The organism is Paenibacillus sp. FSL R7-0198 (assembly GCF_038000415.1).
Classification (GTDB): Bacteria; Bacillota; Bacilli; order Paenibacillales; family Paenibacillaceae; genus Paenibacillus.
In genome coordinates, this window is sequence record NZ_JBBOCB010000001.1 from 4932736 (window position 1) to 4953981 (window position 21246).

20 protein-coding genes are annotated in these 21246 nt (G+C 47.4%); 15 read left to right on the plus strand and 5 right to left on the minus strand.

The features are described from left to right. Positions 1 to 231: 231 nt before the first annotated feature. Genes MKY87_RS21370 through MKY87_RS21390 form a run of 5 tightly spaced genes read left to right on the plus strand, consistent with a single transcriptional unit; the run spans position 232 to position 5486 of the window. Entirely contained in the window at positions 232 to 1890 is a 1659-nt protein-coding gene (locus MKY87_RS21370; RefSeq protein ID WP_340966100.1) for an ABC transporter substrate-binding protein, read from the plus strand. Positions 1891 to 1932: 42 nt separating this feature from the next. Beyond that, a complete protein-coding gene (locus MKY87_RS21375; protein ID WP_339785942.1) occupies positions 1933 to 2928 on the plus strand; it encodes an ABC transporter permease in 996 nt (331 codons plus the stop codon). Then, complete coding sequence (locus MKY87_RS21380) at positions 2925 to 3932, plus strand: ABC transporter permease (RefSeq protein ID WP_339785939.1); 1008 nt, start codon at positions 2925 to 2927, stop codon at positions 3930 to 3932. The genes MKY87_RS21375 and MKY87_RS21380 overlap by 4 nt, the downstream gene beginning before the upstream one ends. Before the next feature lie 2 nt (positions 3933 to 3934). Then, positions 3935 to 4891 carry an ABC transporter ATP-binding protein gene (locus tag MKY87_RS21385; RefSeq protein ID WP_340966102.1) on the plus strand — a complete coding sequence of 319 codons (957 nt, stop codon included), beginning with the start codon at positions 3935 to 3937 and terminating at the stop codon, positions 4889 to 4891. Continuing rightward, positions 4881 to 5486, plus strand: a complete 606-nt coding sequence (locus MKY87_RS21390; protein ID WP_340966103.1) for an ABC transporter ATP-binding protein — start codon at positions 4881 to 4883, stop codon at positions 5484 to 5486. Before MKY87_RS21385 ends, MKY87_RS21390 begins: the two co-directional genes overlap by 11 nt. Before the next feature lie 191 nt (positions 5487 to 5677). Here MKY87_RS21390 and MKY87_RS21395 read toward each other — a convergent pair whose 3' ends face one another. Continuing rightward, positions 5678 to 6868, minus strand: a complete 1191-nt coding sequence (locus MKY87_RS21395) for a MalY/PatB family protein (protein WP_340966104.1) — start codon at positions 6866 to 6868, stop codon at positions 5678 to 5680. 409 nt (positions 6869 to 7277) lie between these two features. Here MKY87_RS21395 and MKY87_RS21400 point away from each other — a divergent pair, with 409 nt between their 5' ends. After that, positions 7278 to 7970: a stalk domain-containing protein gene (locus MKY87_RS21400; RefSeq protein WP_338591586.1), complete on the plus strand. Its 693-nt coding sequence runs from the start codon at positions 7278 to 7280 to the stop codon at positions 7968 to 7970. Between the two features lie 142 nt (positions 7971 to 8112). Here MKY87_RS21400 and MKY87_RS21405 read toward each other — a convergent pair whose 3' ends face one another. Next, on the minus strand, positions 8113 to 10128 hold the full coding sequence (locus MKY87_RS21405; RefSeq protein WP_340966105.1) for a S9 family peptidase: 2016 nt from the start codon (positions 10126 to 10128) through the stop codon (positions 8113 to 8115). A 505-nt stretch (positions 10129 to 10633) separates the two neighbouring features. Here MKY87_RS21405 and MKY87_RS21410 point away from each other — a divergent pair. The 6 genes from MKY87_RS21410 to MKY87_RS21435 all read left to right on the plus strand — a co-directional run bounded on the left by MKY87_RS21410 (position 10634) and on the right by MKY87_RS21435 (position 14825). Continuing rightward, positions 10634 to 11191: an STM3941 family protein gene (locus MKY87_RS21410; RefSeq protein WP_339785922.1), complete on the plus strand. Its 558-nt coding sequence runs from the start codon at positions 10634 to 10636 to the stop codon at positions 11189 to 11191. A 43-nt stretch (positions 11192 to 11234) separates the two neighbouring features. Continuing rightward, complete coding sequence (locus MKY87_RS21415; RefSeq protein ID WP_340966107.1) at positions 11235 to 12101, plus strand: aldo/keto reductase; 867 nt, start codon at positions 11235 to 11237, stop codon at positions 12099 to 12101. 224 nt (positions 12102 to 12325) lie between these two features. Next, positions 12326 to 12712 (plus strand): GntR family transcriptional regulator, encoded by a 387-nt coding sequence (locus tag MKY87_RS21420; RefSeq protein ID WP_036606428.1) that lies wholly within the window; start codon positions 12326 to 12328, stop codon positions 12710 to 12712. Beyond that, the gene (locus MKY87_RS21425; protein ID WP_339785916.1) at positions 12705 to 13403 is read left to right on the plus strand and encodes an ABC transporter ATP-binding protein; all 699 of its coding nucleotides are present in this window, start codon (positions 12705 to 12707) and stop codon (positions 13401 to 13403) included. The genes MKY87_RS21420 and MKY87_RS21425 overlap by 8 nt, the downstream gene beginning before the upstream one ends. After that, the gene (locus tag MKY87_RS21430) at positions 13400 to 14140 is read left to right on the plus strand and encodes a hypothetical protein (protein WP_340966110.1); all 741 of its coding nucleotides are present in this window, start codon (positions 13400 to 13402) and stop codon (positions 14138 to 14140) included. Before MKY87_RS21425 ends, MKY87_RS21430 begins: the two co-directional genes overlap by 4 nt. Before the next feature lie 181 nt (positions 14141 to 14321). Next, positions 14322 to 14825, plus strand: coding sequence for a hypothetical protein (locus tag MKY87_RS21435; protein ID WP_091034173.1), 504 nt, complete (start codon positions 14322 to 14324; stop codon positions 14823 to 14825). A gap of 115 nt (positions 14826 to 14940) precedes the next feature. On the opposite strand, the gene MKY87_RS21440 is transcribed toward MKY87_RS21435, so the two are convergent. Together MKY87_RS21440 and MKY87_RS21445 are read right to left on the minus strand one after the other, a co-directional pair. Then, positions 14941 to 15825, minus strand: a complete 885-nt coding sequence (locus MKY87_RS21440; protein ID WP_340966111.1) for a WYL domain-containing protein — start codon at positions 15823 to 15825, stop codon at positions 14941 to 14943. Further along, positions 15773 to 17128, minus strand: coding sequence for a helix-turn-helix transcriptional regulator (locus MKY87_RS21445; RefSeq protein ID WP_340966113.1), 1356 nt, complete (start codon positions 17126 to 17128; stop codon positions 15773 to 15775). Before MKY87_RS21445 ends, MKY87_RS21440 begins: the two co-directional genes overlap by 53 nt. A 371-nt stretch (positions 17129 to 17499) precedes the next feature. On the opposite strand from MKY87_RS21445, the gene MKY87_RS21450 reads away from it, so the two are divergent. The 3 genes from MKY87_RS21450 to MKY87_RS21460 all read left to right on the plus strand — a co-directional run bounded on the left by MKY87_RS21450 (position 17500) and on the right by MKY87_RS21460 (position 20617). Then, entirely contained in the window at positions 17500 to 18993 is a 1494-nt protein-coding gene (locus MKY87_RS21450; protein ID WP_340966115.1) for a TROVE domain-containing protein, read from the plus strand. 26 nt (positions 18994 to 19019) lie between these two features. Then, positions 19020 to 19823 carry a nucleotidyltransferase domain-containing protein gene (locus MKY87_RS21455; RefSeq protein ID WP_340966117.1) on the plus strand — a complete coding sequence of 268 codons (804 nt, stop codon included), beginning with the start codon at positions 19020 to 19022 and terminating at the stop codon, positions 19821 to 19823. A 161-nt stretch (positions 19824 to 19984) separates the two neighbouring features. Further along, positions 19985 to 20617 carry a copper amine oxidase N-terminal domain-containing protein gene (locus MKY87_RS21460; RefSeq protein ID WP_339785901.1) on the plus strand — a complete coding sequence of 211 codons (633 nt, stop codon included), beginning with the start codon at positions 19985 to 19987 and terminating at the stop codon, positions 20615 to 20617. 128 nt (positions 20618 to 20745) lie between these two features. Here MKY87_RS21460 and MKY87_RS21465 read toward each other — a convergent pair whose 3' ends face one another. After that, the gene (locus MKY87_RS21465; protein ID WP_340966119.1) at positions 20746 to 21138 is read right to left on the minus strand and encodes a RidA family protein; all 393 of its coding nucleotides are present in this window, start codon (positions 21136 to 21138) and stop codon (positions 20746 to 20748) included. Between the last annotated feature and the right edge of the window lie 108 nt (positions 21139 to 21246).

Consider the following 21246-nt stretch of genomic DNA (forward strand, 5'->3'; position numbering starts at 1 on the left):
TTGGTTAGATGCCAACCGTCTGTTTTTTTTGTTTGTTATAATACCTGACTCTATAGAGCGCTACAAATGCTCGGTTAAAGAATTTTTTAATTATTAATTCTGAAATATGAAAAAATATGGATTGTGAAGTTAACTTTGTTGACATATGATTTGTGTTTTGTGCTACAATTTCTCTAAAAAGTAACACGAAATAAGTGAGTGCAGCACAACTTTAGAGGGGGAACGACCAGAATGGGCAGATTTTCATGGAAATGGGGAAAACGAAAAGTTAGAACAGGATTAGGCATCTTGCTAGTATGTTCCATTGGTTTATCTGGTTGTGCACAGGGCACAGCGCCAACAGCTTCATCAGCAGAGAATGGACAGTCAGGTACAGCCTTAACCAAAGATGAATTGGTGCTGGCCGTTGGCACCGAACCGGAAGGTGGGTTTGATCCAACAACCGGATGGGGGCAATATGGGTCACCACTTTTCCAGAGTACCTTGCTGAAGCGTGATGCCAAGTTACAACTGGTTAACGACCTGGCTACGGCATACTCAGTTAGTGAAGATGGGCTGACCTGGACGGTTACACTCCGTAACGATGTAAAATTCTCTGATGGGGAGCCGCTTACGGCTGAGGATGTGAAATTTACGTTTGATACGGCTGCTCAAAGTGGATCTGTGATTGATTTGACGAATATGGCTGATGTGCAGGCACCTGACGATAGCACGGTTGTATTCACATTGAAGTCGCCGCAGTCTACATTTATCAGTCTGCTGACGACACTTGGCATTGTACCTGAACACGCCTATGGTGCTGATTATGCGGAACATCCGGTCGGATCAGGGCCGTACAAGCTGGTACAGTGGGACAAAGGACAACAGGCCATCGTGGAAGCCAATGAAGAATATTATGGTAACAAGTCTGCATTCCACAAACTCACCTTCCTCTATCTGGATGAAGATGCGGCCTACGCCGCTGCGCAGGCAGGTACGGTGGATATCGCTGCTATCCCGGCAGCGTTTAGCAAACAACAGGTGAATGGCATGACATTAGAGGCCATGAAAACCGTAGATAACCGGGGCATCATGTTCCCCATGCAACCTGCTGGTGCCAAGTCGGGAGATGGTCTTCCCGCAGGGAATGATGTGACATCTGATCTGGCGATTCGCCAAGCGGTGAACGTTGTGATTGATCGTGAGGCTTTGGTTGAGGGCGTACTGGAAGGGTACGGTCGTCCAGCGTATTCCGTCAGTGATGATCTGCCTTGGAGCAATGCAGATGCTGTATTTACGGATGCCAATCTCGAAGAAGCAAAGCGCATTCTGGCATCTGGTGGCTGGGTGGATGCGGATGGTGATGGTATCGTTGAGAAAAACGGCGTTAAGGCCGAGTTCAATCTGCTTTATTTTGCAGGTGATTTAACAAGACAATCTCTGGCGTTAGCTACTGCGGATATGGTTGCCCAGGCGGGAATTAAGATCAATGTTGAAGGCAAAAGCCGTGAAGAGACAAAAAAGATGGCTTACTCCAACGCTGTATTATTTGGTTGGGGCAGTCATGATCCTTTGGAAACGTATAACCTCTATAGCAGTACCCACAAGGGAGAAGGATATTACAATGTAGGACTGTACAGTAATCCTGTCGTGGATTCATGGATGGAGAAGGCCCTTCAGGCAACCAGTGAGGAAGAGGCATTGCCTTTCTGGCAGAAAGCGGAATGGGATGGCACAACAGGTTTCAGTTATCAGGGGGATGCACCTTGGGCATGGCTCGTAAATATAGATCATCTGTATCTTGTTAAGAACGGCCTGAACATTGGCGAGCAACAGATCCACCCCCATGGTCACGGCTGGCCGGTGACATCCAATCTGGAGGAATGGTCCTGGGATAACAGCACGAAATAAGAAGCTCAGCGGTAGCTTTAGCCTGAATTGGGGAGAGATTGGATGACGGGCAGGAATGGATGGGCTAGATTTGTTGGTTTTAAATTGTTGCGACTTGTATCTCTGTTGGTTGGGGTCAGTGTGTTGTCTTTTATATTAATGCAATTCTCTCCTGTGGACCCGATCGAAGCTTATATTGGTGGAGACATGATCAGGGTAAGTGCCGAACAGCGCAGTTTAATCGAAGAACGTTGGGGATTGAATGAATCTCCCATGGAACGATTGCTGACTTGGGGACAAGCGCTGATTCAGGGAGATCTGGGAACTTCGATGATCTACAGACAGCCTGTAGCGGATATTATTCAGGAACGGTTCATGAATTCTGTCGCGCTTATGGCTGTAGCTTGGATGTTATCCGGCATCATTGGTTTCACTCTTGGTGTAGTTGCTGCCATGAGACGGGATTCGAAGCTGGATCGCCTGATCTGCTGGTATTGTTATACGCTGGCCTCCACGCCGGTATTCTGGATTGCGCTGTTGCTGCTGATGGTATTTGGGGTGTGGCTCGGATGGCTGCCAGTTGGCCTTGGGGTACCCGCAGGGATATCGGCTGATCAGGTCACATGGGGAGATCGGGCTATTCATATGATTCTGCCAGCGTTGACTCTCAGCTTGACTGGGGTAGCTTCTATTGCTTTGCATACCCGGCAGAAGCTTACGGATGTGCTCGAGTCAGATTATATTCTGTTTGCGAGAGCGCGGGGTGAGCGTGGATTTCAGCTGTTCCGTCGACATGGGTTCAGACATGTTGTTTTGCCAGCCATAACACTACAGTTTGCTTCGTTCAGTGAAATGTTTGGTGGGGCTGTGCTTGCAGAACAGGTATTTTCATACCCCGGCCTTGGTCAGGCAACGGTTCAGGCGGGGTTGCGTGGAGATGTTCCACTGCTGCTTGGACTTGTGATGTGCAGTGCAATTTTTGTTTTTACAGGTAATATGGTTGCAGACATTCTGTATCGTATGATTGACCCGCGGATGAAGGAGGAGCTGATGTCATGAAGCAGACGGTAGAACGCTCCTCTGAGCAGACGGCAGAAAAAGCCCAAATACAAATAGTGAAAACGGAGACTCCAGAGGTAAGGTTCAACATTAATCCGGGGTTACTACAAGCTGAGACTGGAAAAGGAACAGGAACAACACGCCAAACGAGAAAAGGTTATGTGGGTGCCAGAGACCAAAATTTCCGCAATCCTCGCCAAAGAGCGGTGATCTGGGGAAGCCTTGCGGTGATCTGGATTGCCGTTGTGTGGTTGACGGGTAGACTACTTCCCGCTGGTTCTACCCTAACCTCATTAATGGATCGGAATCTGGCTCCAACCTGGGCGCATCCATTTGGCACAGATTGGCTCGGAAGAGATATGTTCATGCGCACATTAAAAGGATTGGCAACCAGCATTCAAGTGGGATTACTTGCTGCATGTGGTGGCGGATTTATCGCGATGTTATTGGGTTTGGCTGCCGCTTCAAGCAAGGCTGCTGACCGGGTGATCTCATGGATTATCGACCTGTTCCTGAGTGTACCTCATCTGGTATCGCTGGTTATGCTGGCCTTTGTATTTGGTGGAGGTTTGGCAGGAGTGGCGGCAGCGATTGCGCTGACTCACTGGCCGAATCTGGCCCGGATTGTACGAGCAGAGATGATTCAACTGAAATCCGCAGAATATATTCAGATTTCACATAAGTTAGGTCAATCACGGTTACAAATTGCGGTGCAGCATATGCTGCCACATCTGGTTCCACAACTTTTCGTGGGCGTGCTGCTAATCTTTCCCCATGCGATTCTGCATGAGGCAGCCATTACGTTTCTGGGGCTTGGGTTGTCCCCGCAACAACCGGCAATTGGAATTATTTTATCAGAGTCGATGAGATATTTATCTGCTGGCATGTGGTGGCTCGCCTTTTTCCCGGGACTGGCATTGTTGTTGGTTGTTCGTGCGTTTGATGTATTGGGCAACAGTCTGAAGACAATGACGGGGACAGGTAGTTCAAGGGAGGTGAGGTAAATATGGCTCTTCTTGATATTGAGGGAGTATCGGTGTCATTTCGGCGTGCTCGTGGTTGGTTTGGACACGAACAGACTTACGTTATTCAGAATCTGGATCTTTCCATAAACGAGGGCGAGATCGTGGCTGTTGTAGGTGCAAGTGGATCGGGTAAAAGTGTGCTGGCGCAGGCCATTATGGGCATCCTGCCTGCCAATGCCAGGTTGGAGGGGAGAATAAGCTATAGTGGCAAGCCTTTGACTCCAAAGCGGCAGCTTCATCTGCGTGGTGAGGAGCTGATGTTGATTCCACAATCCGTCAGTTATTTGGACCCGTTGATGAAGGTGGGAAGGCAAGTTCAGCCAGTGACCCGAGATGTGGGAAGGAAGCGCAGATTGATGACTCGATCCCACTTGAAAAAGACGGAGCAGGAGCTGACGGATCGTTATCATCTTCCTCAAGGAACAGTCGGGAAATACCCTTTTGAGTTGTCCGGAGGGATGGCAAGGCGGGTGTTGATGGCGACAGCGACCACGGGTCAAGCCAAGCTGATCATTGCAGATGAGCCGACACCAGGCATTCATCCCGAAGTACTGGCCGAGACGATGAAGCAATTTCGCAAGCTTGCAAATCAAGGCGTAGGTATCCTGTGGATCACCCATGATATCACGACAGCCCTGACGGCAGCTGATCGCATCACTGTATTTTATGCGGGGACCAATGTAGAGACGGCGCAGGTAGATGATTTTACGGGAACTGGAGAACGTCTGCGTCATCCATATACGAAAGCCCTCTGGAATGCGTTGCCACAGAATGGATTTCAGCCACTTCCTGGCTCCCAGCCATTGGCGGGTCTAGAGATTGCAGCAGGATGTTCATTTGCTCCCCGGTGTAGCGCAGCAACCGCAGCATGTACCCGCGAACGTCCTCAGCTTCGTAAGATACGAGGCGGAGAGGTGAGGTGTTTCCATGTCACTTGAAGCAAAGAGTATAAGTTACCGTTACGATCAAAAGTCTTGGGTGTTCCAGCAGATGAACATGCAGGTGCAACGGGGAGAAGTGGTTGGCTTGTGGGGACCAAGTGGCTGTGGGAAAACAAGCCTTGGTCGCATTCTTGCAGGATATGCCGAACCTGTGGCAGGGCAAGTCCTTTTGGATGGGAAACCACTCCCACGTACAGGAGTATGTCCGGTTCAGCTGGTGTTCCAGCACCCGGAGAAGGCCGTGAATCCACGCTGGCGGATGCGCCGCGTGTTGCAAGAGGCGTCTGTGCATGATGAACAGTTGCTCGAAGCATTGGGTATTCAGCAAACCTGGCTGGACCGTAGGCCGAGTGAATTATCCGGTGGAGAACTGCAACGTTTCTGTGTGGCGCGAGCACTCGGTACAGCGACACGTTATGTGATCGCAGATGAGATGACAACGATGCTGGATGCAATCACGCAGGCACAGATCTGGCATACCGTGATGGAAGTGGCTCGCCAACGTGATCTGGGGCTATTGATCATAAGCCATGATCGGGATTTGTTGGACAGGTTGTGCGACAGAATTACACCGATGCCGATATCGATGTGACTGTAATTTTAATTATGTTCGAATAAATAAAATGATCGAATGCAAAAGGGGTGCCCCTTGTGAAGTCATTGACCATGAATGTTAATCATGGACTTGACTAAGGGGCACCCCTTTTTTTATATTGACAAATATTCACCATTTAACGAACAGTACACGTTCTGTTCGCAACGTACATTGATGTAACTGACAGCTTATTTGCCCGACAAATTGCTTAGCAACGCAGATAACCTGCGCATCGCCTCTTCAACCGTGGAACGTGGACAGGCTACATTAATACGCATGAACCCTGTACCCTCTGTTCCAAAGAAACTCCCGTCATTGAAAGCAAGCCCTGCTTCATGAAGAAGCATGTTGCATAGTTGTGCATGTGGGATATTCAGCTCCCGGAAATCCATCCATAACAGATAGGTCGCTTCGGGCAGAAGCATTTTAATCTGAGGCACATGTTCCGCAACATATTGCTGTACATACTCCATATTTCCACGGATATAGGCAAGGCACTCATCCAGCCATTCCTCGGCATCATTGTAAGCAGCTTCGGTTGCAACAGCCCCCAATGTGCTGATATTGGCAAGTCCCATCGTTTTTACACCCTGCGCGAACGATTCCCGCAACTTGGCATTGGGGATGATGATGTTGGATGTACAGAGGCCAGGAATGTTGAACGTTTTGCTTGGAGCCGTGCAGATGATACTTAGATCAGAGACGGCGTCCGAGATCAGGGTCAGTGGTGTATGAGTTCCGCGCTGATGAACAAGATCGGCATGAATTTCATCTGAAACCATCAGTACGTTGTATTGCAGACACAGTGACGTAAGACCTTCAAGCTCTTCACGAGTCCATACCCGTCCAACCGGGTTATGAGGACTGCACAGAATCAGCATTTTGACCCGACCGGTCTGCAAGCTGGATTCCAGTTGTTCCAGATCCATCGTGTAATGACCGTTATTCTCTACCAAAGGATTGGTGATCAGTTCACGGCCTTGACCACGTACTACTTCATAGAAGGGAGCATACACCGGAGTCTGGATGACCACTGCATCTCCCTTATCAGTGAATTGTTGTACCGCAATGCTGAGTGCAGGCACAATACCTGGAGTGAATACAATCCAGTCATCGTTAATTTTCCAGTTGTGGCGCCGTTCCATCCACCCTGCAACAGCTGTATGATACGCCTCAGTCCGCACTGTATAACCAAAAATCCCGTGCTCCATCCGTGTTTTCAGGGCCTGAATAACGGATGGTGGAGCAGCGAAATCCATATCGGCCACCCACATCGGAAGCGCATCAGCAACGCCGAAGATATCCTCAAGTGCATCCCATTTTTCTGATCCGGTAGAGATCCGGTTAATAGACTGATCAAATGTACTGTTATTGTTCATCGTATAAATCCCCCTTGAATTCCGTTCCTTCGACCACAAATCGACAAATAATTATCTAATACATTGATTAATTTCGCAACTGTTGTGCGTGTATGATTGGCTTCATATGTATGGTCCGGAATTCAGGACTTTATTCATATAAGAACAACTTAACGAGCGAGAGTACAGCGGGAATACAACAAAGACTATTTTTGTACGCCCTTGGTCCTGTTTTGTCCATTTATCGTTTACAACCTCTTGTTAGATGCTATTATATTGCTAACATTTGGTGGAACAACGGGCTGTTATCCGAATAAGCTCGTGCCCATACATGATGAGCATAACTACATGAGTCTTTCGCGTACATCGAGAGATCGCTTGAATCGTATTATGCATAAGGCTGACATTTGAACTCAGGAGGCGTTTAGGGATGAAAAGCAAAAAGTGGTTGATTGCTGCGGGTGTGTTTGGCATGGTGTTAACCGGATCGGCAGGTGTATATGCAGGTACACAACTGGAGACGATCAAAGCTTATCTAAACCATGGGCTCGCCATCGAAGTGAACGGACAGAAATTTACACCGACAGGTGACCAGGGCAAAAAACTTGCGCCAATTACATATCAAGGCAGTACATATCTCCCCGTTCGTTCGATTGCAGATGCGTTGAAGACCGAAGTGAAGTATGATTCCCAGAACAATAAAGTAAGCATCGGTTCCTCAAGCTCCACCGGTGGGTCAACAACCACAGGCAACAGCGGATCAACTTCACCATCCACAGGCACGAACACACAGGCTCAAGGTGTGAAGTCCAAGTATCTGCCAGCAGATTTCCCATTACCGAAGGATGCGAAGGCTACGAGCTTGATTGAGAGTAATGTGGGTGGCAACGATAAAAAAGTAGTCCTCACCTACACAACCAAAGAAACGTTGCTAACCGTTGGAACATCCTACAAAGACTACTACCAGACCAAAAACTTGAGCCAGAACACTCAGGATATCCAGGCAGACGGCTTCAGCATCGTGGGTCGTGAAGATGGCAAATATGCCGTAACGATCACAGGTTCGGTGTCTGCAACCAACAAGGATCTGAATGAAATCACCGTAGTGTGGGGCGAAGAGTAATCTTTCCTTCTATAAAAGGTGAACAGCAAAAGCCGTCCGTTGAAATCATAACAGATTTCATTGGACGGCTTTTAGGGTTTAATCTATATCTGGTCCTATACTCTAAATTAATAGTGTAATTAATAGTCTAAATATTAGTTCGTTACAAGTACTCGTTAAACCAACCGGCAATATGCTCCAGACGACGTACTCTTAAGTGGGGGTGACCTCCACGAGATAACTCGTGGTTGGCACCTGGGAAACGAACAAGACGAGTGGTCTGTTTGCGCCGTTTCAACGCAATGTATAATTGCTCAGCCTGTTCAATCGGACACCGCAGATCCTGTTCGCCATGTAAAATGAGCAGCGGAGTACTCACGTTGCCGACATAAGCGAGTGGCGAATGTTTCCACAGTTTTTCCGTGTCATCCCACGCGTTACCACCAATCTGATCCTCTGTGAAGAAATAGCCAATGTCACTGACGCCGTAGAAAGATAACCAGTTGGAGATGGAACGTTGGGTAACAGCGGCCTTAAAGCGGTCCGTGTGTCCAACAATCCAGTTGGTCATGAAGCCACCATAACTGCCTCCGGTTACGCCCAATCTGGATTCATCGATAAACTCATATTGGGATAGGGCATAATCCACGCTCTCCATGAGATCGCGATAATCGCCACCACCATAATCTCCGCGACAGGCGTTTACAAACTGCTGCCCGTATCCGAGGCCACCGCGTGGATTGATGTACACAACAGCGTAGCCTTGTGCGGCGAGAATCTGGAACTCGTGCATAAATGTAAAACCATACATCATGTGCGGGCCGCCATGAATCTCCAGAATGGTCGGGATTTTGACCCCGTCGACCATGCCATGAGGTTTCATGATCCATCCTTGCAGCCGCAGGCCATCTGAGGAATTAAACCAGAAGGTTTCCGGTGTACTAAGGTGGATCTCATCCTCAAGCTGTGGATTGCTGCGGGTGAGTTGAATCGGTTCTACCCCGGAATCTTCCGGTTGTTCATACATATAGAGATCACCAGGATTTCGTGTATCGGCAACAGCAGCAACGATCTGCCCGTTTTCCAACTCGGCAAATTGATAAATCTCACGTTCGTCAGGCCATATATAGTCGGCACTGCTGCCGTCTCGTGCGAATTTGGCGATGCGTACACTGCCATGGATAGTCGCCAGACAGAAGATTGAAGAACCATCCCTGCTGAATACTGGCCCCGTAGTTGTCAGATGTGATCGCATGTCGCCAACAATGCTGTGATTCAACTGTACGTCCCAATCCGTGCTCAGACATACGAGTTCACCATCTGATACTGGAAGGGTGTACAGCTTCACAAGTGTGGCATTTCCATAGGAACGGTCACTGGCGAGCAGTGCAATGGATTGTCCATCCGGTGCAAAGGCCAGTCGGCTGAACGTATATCCTTCCGGGGTTAACTGCTGCACATCCGATCCGTCTGCTTTGGCAAGGTACACATGATTAGTCAGGGTGTAATCATTATGGTCCTCGCCTTCTTCAGGCATTTGCGTGATCCATACGATGGATGTTCCATCCGGGGACCAGGCGTAGTCTCCAACGTCATAATGACCTGTAGTTACCGGGGTTGCTTCCGCGTACGCGTCAATCGGCACGATGGTGAAGAGATGGGAACGTCTTCCGTTCCATAATCCTCCTGCATCTGATTTCATTCGAATCCGGTCTACAACATGTTCTTGCAGCAGTTTGGGTTTATCGTTTATAGGATCTGTAGGTTCTAATTCTTCTTGTCCGCTCATATCCACGGATGATTTCACAAGTAAAGTATGACCATCTGGTGACCAGAGCAGGGAACTGACGCCATGTTTCAAGTGACTGATTTGCTGTGCTTCTCCGCCATCAGCTGCGATAATCCACACTTGGGATTTTCCGTCAACCTCTCGTATAAAAGCAAGTTGAGACCCATCTGGCGACCAGGCAGGGGAATGATCCTTCTTTCCAGAGGTAAAAGGCCTGTCCTTCTGACTTCCCAGATGCAGCAGTCTTAGGTGAGAACAATAACCGTCACGTGCTTCATTCGTTTTCCGGCTTACATATACCAGTTGTCCGCCTTGAGGGGACGGAGTTGGATCGTTAACCCATGTAATCTGATAAAGATCTTCCGATGTTATGCCGCGCTGACTCATCATTGTTTGTCCTCCCACCATGAATTAGAATTGGTTAATTTCCTAACCTTTCCATTTATATTAACGGAAAGCTAGGGGCAGGACAATAAGGGTGACAACGGAGGGGACAGAAATAACCTGAAGAAGCGGAGCGTTCGCCTAAAAGCTTTTTGAAAGAAAGCTGCATCGGAAGCATAGGCTATCCCCGGATTTTCACTTTGAAAAAGTGGAATCGAAAAATCTGGGGATAACAGCGATCGGAAGGTTGTTCTGTCATCGGAGTGGTCAGTGCAAACATTCTTTGTTCAATTCATATAGGTGTGTTAAAAGGATTTGCTCGAAGGATGACGAATCCTAATGTTGAATAAGCGCAGAAATGACGAAAAATGGTCTTAATTTAATGTTTAACATTGGTGAATTTGGTTTAATGTACAATGCAATTCCTGTTCAACATTCAGGTATTTGGTTCATAACCATTCGTTTATATAGAACTTGTATGATTCAGTCGCAATGGAGGAGGAACGTCACGTTGAGCACATCCTATGAGCAGCATGTAGAATATCCAAACCGGAAACGAATGGCGTGGCTTACGGCAGGGGCGGCACTCTTTGTGGCAGCCGGATTTTTTTTGATTTTTGATCGTTCTTCAGTTACGAATGATTCCATCCTTTCGGATGTGATTGGACTTCTTTCCATTTTATTTTTTGGGCTATGTTTTTGCTACAGTCTGGTAAAGATGATTAAGAAGGAACCTTCTTTTGTAATCGATGAGGATGGGTTTGTGGATGCATCTTCTTATACCGCAGGAGGAGCAGTGGCCTGGAAAGATGTTGAGAATATTTTTATGTATGAATTGATGGGACAGAAAATGATCGGGGTCAAATTGCGGGACGAGAAAGCCTTTCTGGATCGCCAGAACGGGATGAAACGCAAGTTGATGACGGTCAACAGCAATATGGTCGATGCAACCATCAGCGTTGCCCAAAGTAGCCTCACAATGTCACTGGATCAGTTGTATATCATGATGATGAACCACTGGAGGCATGTGAGTGATAACATGATTTATGATTCGTATAATCGTCGTTAGAGAGGTTACAATGTCCATAAGTCTTCAGAATGGAGGAGTATAGATGATGCATGGTAATCAAACACGCACGATTCTGCTTCCGGATGGAACTGCCCTGCCTGCGATAGGACAAGGCACATGGCACATGGGAGAGAAGCAATCCAGCCAGGAAGAAGAAGTACGGGCACTACGTTCCGGTATTGAACTTGGAATGACCGTGATTGATACAGCGGAGATGTATGCAGAAGGTGGGGCAGAAGTCGTTACGGGAAAGGCCATCTCGGGCCTGCGTGATGACGTTTTTCTCGTATCCAAAGTATATCCCCATCATGCAGATCGCAAGCAGATGATTACCGCTTGTGAGCGAAGTCTCACGCGTCTTGGTACAGATCGTCTGGATCTGTATTTGCTCCACTGGCGGGGAGGAGTACCACTTGAAGAGACGGTTCAGGCATTGGAACAATTGAAGCAATCCGGTAAAATTTTGCGTTGGGGTGTCTCAAACCTGGATACAAGGGATATGCAGGAATTATGGAGTCTGCCGGAGGGGTTTCGGTGCATGGTGAATCAGGTGCTTTACCATGCAGCTTCGCGTGGTATTGAACATGATCTGCTTCCCTGGATGCGGGAACGTAACGTTCCTGTTATGGCGTATTGTCCACTGGCTCAGGGGGGTAGACTTCGCAGTGAATTGTTGGAGCATCCAGTCATTCAGAAGATTGCGCAGGATCGAGGAGTTACAACTTCGCAGATCGCATTAGCCTGGGTGATCAGGGACGGAGATGTGCTGGCGATTCCCAAGGCGGTACAGCTGAATCATGTGGCAGACAATGCAGCAGCAGTGAATATCGTTTTGACACCAGAGGAACGGACCTGTTTGGATGAGGCATTCCCTGCGCCTAAAGGTAAGGTTCCTTTAGATATCGTGTAGCTGGTTCTACTTTATCGGATAAGCATATGAATGAGATGACAATACGATTAATGAGTTATGCAGAGCAGATCTTCACGATCTGCTCTTTATTTGTATGTATTTGGATAACCAAAGCTTGCTCATCAACTGAGCGATTATATATTTATAACAAATGGGCTTTACAACACTATTTCACTAGTGTACTATGTAACTAACACACCAGTACAGAGAGGAGCGAGAGCTTTGTGACTATAGAATTTGATAACAACTTACCGATATATCTGCAGATCATGCAGTACATCAAAAGACAGATTGTAACTGGGACACTTCAGGCAGGTGACAAAATTCCTTCGGTTCGTGAACTGGCGGCCGAACTACAGATCAATCCAAATACAGTACAACGGACATTTCAGGAGCTTGAGCGGGAAGAAGTGGTCGAAACCAAACGGGGCTTGGGCAGATATGTGACCAGTGAGGAGCGGAAGATTATGACGATCAAAAAAGAGATGGCCGGTGAATTACTGGAACGTTTTCTGACCGGAATGCAGGAACTGGGGATTGAAGAGCAGGATATCTTATCCATCGTAGCCGATGCCGTTGCGGAAGGAAAGGGAGGAACAACGCATGAGTAACATCCTTGAACTGAACCAGATCAATAAAACATATGGCAATAAGAAAGCGCTCAGTAATATTACTTTGGATATTGCTCCAGGGAGAATCGTAGGTCTGCTGGGTAGCAACGGCAGTGGCAAAAGTACGCTCATGAAGCTGGTTGCAGGTTTGCTGCATCCGAGCAGTGGAACGATTCAAGTCACAGGTAAGCCTGTGGGGCTGGAGACGAAGTCAATGGTTTCATTTATGCCGGATCGTCCATTAACCGAAAAGTGGATGAGAGTGCGGGATGCGATTTCGTACTATCGCGATTTCTATGCTGATTTTGATGAGGAGAAGGCACGGGAGATGCTGGACTTCATGAATCTTGTCGAGAGTGACCGGGTACGGCATCTGTCAAAAGGGATGAATGAACGACTACAACTAACACTGGCACTTTCTCGTAAGGCTCGTCTGTATTTGCTGGATGAACCGATTGGCGGAGTAGATCCGGTTGCGCGTGGCAAGATTCTGGATGCGATCGTCAAGTTCTATGATGAAGAGAGCAGTCTGATCATCTCCACACATCTGGTGAATGATATCGAACGGATTTTTGATGAAGTGGTCTTCATTCGTGAAGGTCAACTGGTGATGCGGGAAGAAGTGGAAACGCTCCGTCTGAAATATGGGAAAAGTGTGGATGAGATGTTCAAGGAGGTCTATGCGGAATGATGACATTATTGAAGTATGACTTTAGAAGGAACTGGAATACACTGCTGGCTGGGCTAGTTATTTTGATTATCGCTCAAGTAGGGCTTTCCCTTTTCGTGTCTGAGGTCACAGGGATTGTGCTTGGCATTATGGGTTATGTTGGAGTTGGTGTGGCTATTTATGTGAAAATGATTAAAACATACACGTCCAATATCCGCTCTTATAATCGCCGTCTTTTGCCCGTAACGGGCCTGTCACATGTGTTGTCTCCTTTGATCTTTGGAGCTCTTTGTGGGTTGGGATTAGTCATTATATTTACGACTCATGCTTATATCTATATCTCAATGAAGCTAAGAATGAACATGGCTAGCAATATTGATCTTTCGGGTCTGCATGTTTCGGATTATATTAGTTTGTTGCTGTTTAGCGCATGGGTTATGGTATTCATGACCGTCATTATCTTCCTTTCGATCTCGATTGCAGGCAGCTTCCGCTGGAAAACGGGACCATGGATCGGAATCGTTGCATTCTTTGTCCTCGTTAATCTGATTGGCTGGTTGGAGAATATTATTACGACTGGACGCTTCAGTCCAAATGAGATGTTCCGGTATACGGAAGAAAGTACAGGTATTGCAATCACAGCCAATGGCGTATTATGGTCGGACGGCATGTGGGTAAGCATTGTATTTGAAATGATCGTAGCCGTTATCTTGGTGTGGGCAACCATTTACCTGAACAACAAAAAAGTTGAAGTCTGATGACAGGATAACTTGAACGTGATGCGAGCAACCAGGGTTGCTCGTTTTTTTTACATCCAGTGTTAATCCATATTTTGAATCCACTACCATTAATTATACGTATATATAGATATATTGTGTGCTCGATGCGAGATTAGGTTAAACAGAACAAAAGGATATGTAAGGGAAAGGAGCAATCGTTATGGAACTATACTTTAGGGATAACTTTTTTAATGCGGGTTACACCGAGATCATGAATCCAAATCAGGAACAGGCCGGGCATCTCGATTTGAAAAGTGTTTTTGGCTCTTCGCTCGATGTATCGGATAACTCGGGATTGGTTTGCAGTGGCAAATTCCGCATGTTAACCAATCGTTGGGATATCACTGCAGCCGATGGGAGACATCTGGGCGTATTGCGAGCGAGATTTAGTTTCTTCAGCAAAAAGTATGAGTATGATGCAGGATCACGCGGTACGTATGATGTGTCTGCTCCAGCATTTTCGCAGGAATATGATATAAGTGGCAGTGGCGGCCGCATCGTGGCCAGTTTTCGTCGCACCAGCGGCTGGTTTAGTTCTGGGGCATTTGTATTAGACAACCAGTCGGAACAACTGGACACGTATGAATTAATTGCAGTGGTCATGGGCGTGCATGCGATTAACAAAAGGCGGAATTCAGCTGCCAGCAGTGGTGGAGCAACGTAAGTGGATGGAGTAGAATTACTTCCGCTGATAAGTTTACGACATTACGAGCAAGTAGGTATAGCAAAAAAAGGTTTGGATAAGGTTATCCAGACCTTTTTTTGTATATGGGACCAAATCATTGGCCATCGACTTTCGCAAGAGAGCCTTCCTCACGTTGGCGGTGCTGAACTTCATTCGCGCGTTCGGGATGCATATCAGGATCTTTTTCTACATAACGGGCCAATGCCTTGGCAGCTGTTTCGGACATCCGCTCCCGCAGCATCGTGTGGTCAGCGATTCGAACCCGTTTGCCTAGAAAACGCATCTTGGATAAGACGTAATCCATCTCATTGCGCGGAACGGTCAGCTCGATCCGATATGTCTGCTCGGCTTCCAGGTACTCGACCTGTTTCTCAAAGCAGGAGAAGGCATAGAGGATTCGGGACAGTTCCTGATTGAACTCGGGCAGTACCTCGATGGTGATGGTCGTTTTACGCTTCTCTGTTATCGAAGCAATTCGGGCAGTGTAACCCGAAGCGGTATCCGGCTCAACGGGTTGGGCTTCCACGGTAACGATGCTGTGCAGTTTGGTGGACATGAGCTTGTCGAAGCGAGGAGCATACCAGAGCACGTACCATTCTTTTTTGACCATGGAATACTCCAGTTTATACGGGAAGCCAAATTCATCATGGCTCGTGCGTCCATTGCGGACGCGACCCGTCATGCGAAATCCCTGATGATGCAGAATGATTAGCCGTAACTGTCTAAGCAGTGGGTGAGAGACATTGTTTTCTTCGCTTTTGGCTTTTTCAGTCAGGTAATCTTGAAGGTTCAGGTCCTGCTCACCATTCAGCATGTTGTACATTTTATCCAACGTTACAGCGCTCAGTGCTTCTCTCGCAGCAGGGTGATTCAGCATCATGCGAAGCCAGGCCCGTTCCTGTGAGGTCCAGGTGAACAGTCCGGTTTCATTCAGTCGTGTCATCATCTGGTAATTGAACATCTTCTCGAACAGGTTCATAATATTCCGCAATCTCCTTCCATTCCTTGATCATCTCCTGGCGTAGTCTCTGAGGTGCGATTATTTCGCAGCTTGAGCCAAAACTCCGTAACCACGGTTTGATCTCGGTGGTACCGTTGACCTGGATTTCGTAGAGAAAGGTATGATCCGTTTCGGGTATAATCTTGCCCCATTGACCTTGCAGACGAACCCGATCCAGAATGAAGTTGCGCTGACCACGCTCCGGGTGGAAAAAGCGTGCTTGAACCGTCACGGTATTCCCCGTATCCACGAGCCAACTGTAGCGACTAATGTCGGTCCACTGCTGCTTCAATTCGAGCATGTATTCCTCTTCTACTGAATCCTGTTCCTCCAGTTGGGTTATGCCTTCCATCCGGAATTTAACAAAGCCGCGGCGCCCCTGATATCCAATTACATACCAACGACCATACTGATGGTCATAAATCACTTCAAGGGGCACGATCCGATTGGATCGACCATCTGCTTCCCGTTCAAAGCGTGGATTCGTATTCTGTGAACTGTAGCTGGATGGTTTTTTCGGTGAATAGTATAGGAACTGCACACGTTTGCGCTGACGAATCGCACTAAGCAGCGTGTAGAGATGAGCTTCGTCCAGAATACGAGAATAATAGTGATACTTATAGATATAGGGTTCGGTAGCTTCTTCTTGCGGAAAACTTGCCGTAATGGCTTTTTTCAAACTGTCCCGCAATAAGTACCCCTGTACGGAAGGAACCTGGGTGTTCGCCATCATATCCACAAAATCATACAACTCCAGCTGTTCCTCTATTGTTAATTGGGTAAGGACATCTTGCTGTAAAGCATATTGATATGGCCTGCCACCGGGCTCTTTTCGAATAACCCCAACCTCTTCCAGATACTTCAGATCGGAGCGAATGGTTTTCTCGTCAGGTAACGCCAGATCTTCCGGCAGATCAGCACAGCAAGCGTCCAGCAGTTCCATCGCGGTTAAGGCTTTATGTTGTAAGGTATGCAAAAGGACAGAAAGCCGCTGAACTTCAGTCTCTTTCATCGACTTGGCGCGGAAGAGGAAGAGCAACATAGGCTCTGCTGACTCCCCGTATTGGAAGCGGACGAGATCTGCCATTTCCCGGCCTGCTTCGGCACCTGAGCGTTGGTCGGCAACGGTCTGCATGATTTCTTTTAATCTGCGATTGGTTTTATCAAAGGTATGTACGGATATGCCAAGCCGCTCGGCATATTGTTTGCGGTTATACGCACCGCTTGTTAGGGATAACATGCGTAAGAACTGAATTTCTTTGTCAAAACTCTCTCTTGCCATGAACATTCACTCCTTGTTATCCCTTCATTGTAGCAGGAAGAGTGGCAGGTTTCATTTTAAACTTATGAAGATTGACTTCATTTCAGAAAATGATTCGTCGCCATACTTTCGCCATGTTCGCGTGCAGATGTGTGAGGCATAATAAGGTTGTGAAGCGGGGCAGCAACAAACTCTACGGATCAAGGTTCCGAGGCGCCAGGGAGGGTTACTTCGACTGTTAATCGACCAGGTCGTTGGTTCGAATCCAATCGCCGCCGTGCATGGCGGTGTAGCTCAGCGGTAGAGCGGGTATTATACCTTCCCACCTTTTTCCTCGGAACATTTTATTATGGAATATCAGTAAATAGACTCACACCGGGAGGTCATGAGTGATGAGCAGAGCGAAACAATTATTTAATCAACCTCAGCCAACGACACGTAATCATGGGGGCTATGGAGCCTATGAGCGATTGGTGGAGGAACAATATATACAGATGTTGATGACCAATACATTGAACAATACGTTCTATGCAGATACCCAGCAACTGATGGACGATGCGATGGTCAGTCATCAGGAGATGGCTGAGGTTGATGCAGGATTTATGGCGCGGGCGCTGGTCTATGCTCGTAATGAAGGTTTGATGCGGTTACAGCCTCTATACGGGCTGGCACTGCTGTCCAAAGTGGATGTGGATCATTTTGCAAAGGTGTTCTCCCAGGTCGTACAGACACCGGCTGATTTGGCTGATTTTTTGACTATTCTGAGAGGATTGGGTCGGGGGCAGGGCGGCCGAGCGGTGAAGCGTCAGGTGAGTCTCTTTTTGAACGGGATCAGCGAATACTGGGCGATCAAATACAACGGACGTGGGCGTGGATATAGTCTGGGCGATATGATCGCTACAGCACATCCCAAGCCGATAGATCTGAAGCAGCAAGCTTTATTCCGTTATTTGCGCGGGCATGAGGTGGATCTTACGGAACTTCCGCAGTTGCAGGCGCTTGAAAAGCTGAAAGCTACCCCAAACCCGGCAAGCCGGATGCATCTGATCGAAAAAGGCAAACTGCCGTATTCGGTGGTCACATCGATCATGCAACCGACACGTAAGGTGTGGGAGGTGTTAATGTCACAGATGCCGACCTTTGCGTTGCTGCGCCATCTGAATGCAATGGATCGGGCAGGTGTTTTTGAAAAATCGAAAAATATCGATTATGTTACACGTCGTCTTACGGATGCAGAAGCCCTGGTTAAATCGCGCATATTGCCTTTCCGATTTGCCAGTGCGTATGAAATGATTGCGAGGGAAGAACTGCGGGACGCGTTGCGACAAGCGGTGGAACTATCCATTGGCAACCTGCCAACACTGCCGGGAAAAACGGCTATTTTCCTGGATCGCTCCGGTTCCATGCAAGGGGATTATTTGCGGATTGGTTCGGTGCTGGCACTGGCACTATATAAACAAACACGAGGTAACGCGCTGTTCTGGTTATTCGACCATATGGTTGAAGATGCTCGTCCGAAGATGAATGAGAGCATTCTTTCCCAAGCTCACCGTATTCGCGCACAAGGTGGAACAGACACGGGTCGGCCGGTGCGGGAACTTCGGGATATCGGAGAAAAAGTGGATCAGATCATTATGATCACCGATGAACAGCAGAATGAAGGCAGCCCGTTATATGCTGAGCTTGAGCGATATCGGCGGATGATGAATCCGGAGCTGAAGGCATTTATTGTGGATATAGCACCTTATCAGCAGGCAATGGTACCGCCACGGGATGGCAAAACCTTTTACATCTACGGTTGGAGTGAAACAGTATTGACGTATATTGCCGAGACTGTGGCAGGATATGATACACTCGCGAACCGGGTGAGAGAGATAGAGATTTAATTGAGGGAATTTGGAGGCGGCTGACCATGACCTACATTCATGAAGAAATGAGAGATACGATTAGACAACAGCTGAAGCAGATTGAACAGGAGGAGCAGGTACGAATCATCTATGCCTGTGAATCGGGCAGTCGAGCGTGGGGATTTCCTTCACAGGACAGCGATTATGATGTGCGTTTTCTGTATGTGAGACCGCTGGAATGGTACTTGTCGATTGAGGATAAAAGGGATGTTATCGAACGTCCAATCAGTGATCAGCTCGATATCAATGGTTGGGATCTGCGCAAGGCGTTGAAACTGTTTCGCAAATCAAATCCACCACTGCTGGAGTGGCTGCAATCCCCCATTCAGTATGATGAACAGTATAGTGTGGCACAGCATATCCGTGCACTGTCTCCTTTAACCTTCTCGCCCAAGTCCTGCATGTATCATTATCTGAATATGGCAAAGGGGAACTTCAGGGATTATTTACAAGGGGACCAGGTGAGGATCAAAAAGTATTTTTATGTTCTTCGCCCCTTACTGGCTTGTGGCTGGATCGAACGTTATGATGCGATGCCACCCATGGCATTTGAAGAGCTGGTGCAAGAACTTGTACCTGCAAATACACAGCTATATACGGAGATTCATGAATTGCTGCGCCGGAAAAAGGCGGGCGAGGAACTGGATCTGGAGCCGCAGTTGCCCGCAATACAGGCTTTTTTGGCGGAGAAGATCGAGCATTTTGAACGACTGGCTGGCCAGATGGAGAATGAACAGATTATTCAATTTGAAGAATTGGACCGGATTTTCCGTTTGGCATTACAAGAGGTATGGGGCGAACGGGGGTAAGAGGAAGAAAGTTGTGTGTTGGTAACGCTATCAATGGAGTCGGAGTGAGTATACCCGCGTTTGTGAACTGTTATATGAAAATAAATTTTGTTATTCACCTATATTGTATGGGTAATTATGGTATGATACTCTGGCTAAACTAATTGCTGGAGGTTATCCGTATGCGTATCAAAGTAATAAGCAGTTTGCTTGCCATGTTCATGATTTTTGCTACTGTTGCGTCTGCTCATCCAGGAAGAACAGATTCGAGTGGAGGGCACACCTGTCGTACCAACTGTGCAAAATGGGGGCTGAAACAAGGGGAATATCACTATCACAACGGAGGTTCCTCTTCGAGTTCCAAATCTTCATCTTCAAGTTCATCCAGTTCAGGAAGTACCAAGAAAAGTAACAAGTCTTCAACGACAACCAAAAAGAAAGCCACTCCTAAACCAGAATATATAACGTCTTCTGTTCAGGTGAAGGTGAATGGTTCCAAGGTTATTTTCACTGAATCTCCAATTGTAATGAATAACACAAATCTCGTACCCCTGCGTGAGATGGCCAAAGCAATGAAAGCCAAAACGTCTTGGGACAGTAAGACTCAAACCATTACCATTACCAAAGACAAGTACAAGCTAATCTTTACCTTGGGCAGTAAAAAGGTGAAGGTTAACGGGAAAGAAGTCACCCTACAGGCAGCACCCAAAGAAATTAAGGGAACGACGTACATTCCCCTCAGAGTTTTGGTAGAAGGGCTTGGGGCATCCCTCACTTCATCTGGTAATACGCTGACGGTGAAGGTGAAAGAATAAAAAAGCATAAAAAGCAGCAGGTTGGGATCTAATCCCAACCTGCTTTTTTTAGGTATGAAATTCAATAAAGCGAGCATCTCATCAGTCCGTTTGCTGTGTGCTGTAACTTTTGACATGACCTGGATCAGTTAGTTGGTATGAGCCACGGCGCGAATCTCAATCAGTTGATGAGGGAAGGCGAGTCCAGATGTCCCAACCATCGTAACAGCTGGACGATGCGTACCAATGTACTCTTTATACACGGCAACACATGGCTCAAGATGCTCCTGCGGGTGAACCAAAAAAATCTCCAGTTCAGCAATGTTCGACTTGGTCACGTTAAATCCTGCGAGCACGCGATCCAAGTTATCTAGTGTCTGGCGGACTTGTGCTTCAATATCATCGACACCAATAAACGTCCCCTCCATATCATGCGAAAATTGTCCTGCAATGTAGATCGTACCGTTAATGCTGTATCCCTGAGCAACACTAAATGCTTCTTCCCAGGGCACACCGTGGCTATATATTTGAGCTGTAGTCATAAGTTTCTCTCCTTTGAAATTCAAGATAAGGTTAGTATAAACGGAGAAAAACGACTTGTGCAGTACGCACTTTCATGACAGTGACTATCCATAAGGATAGTGTGAACA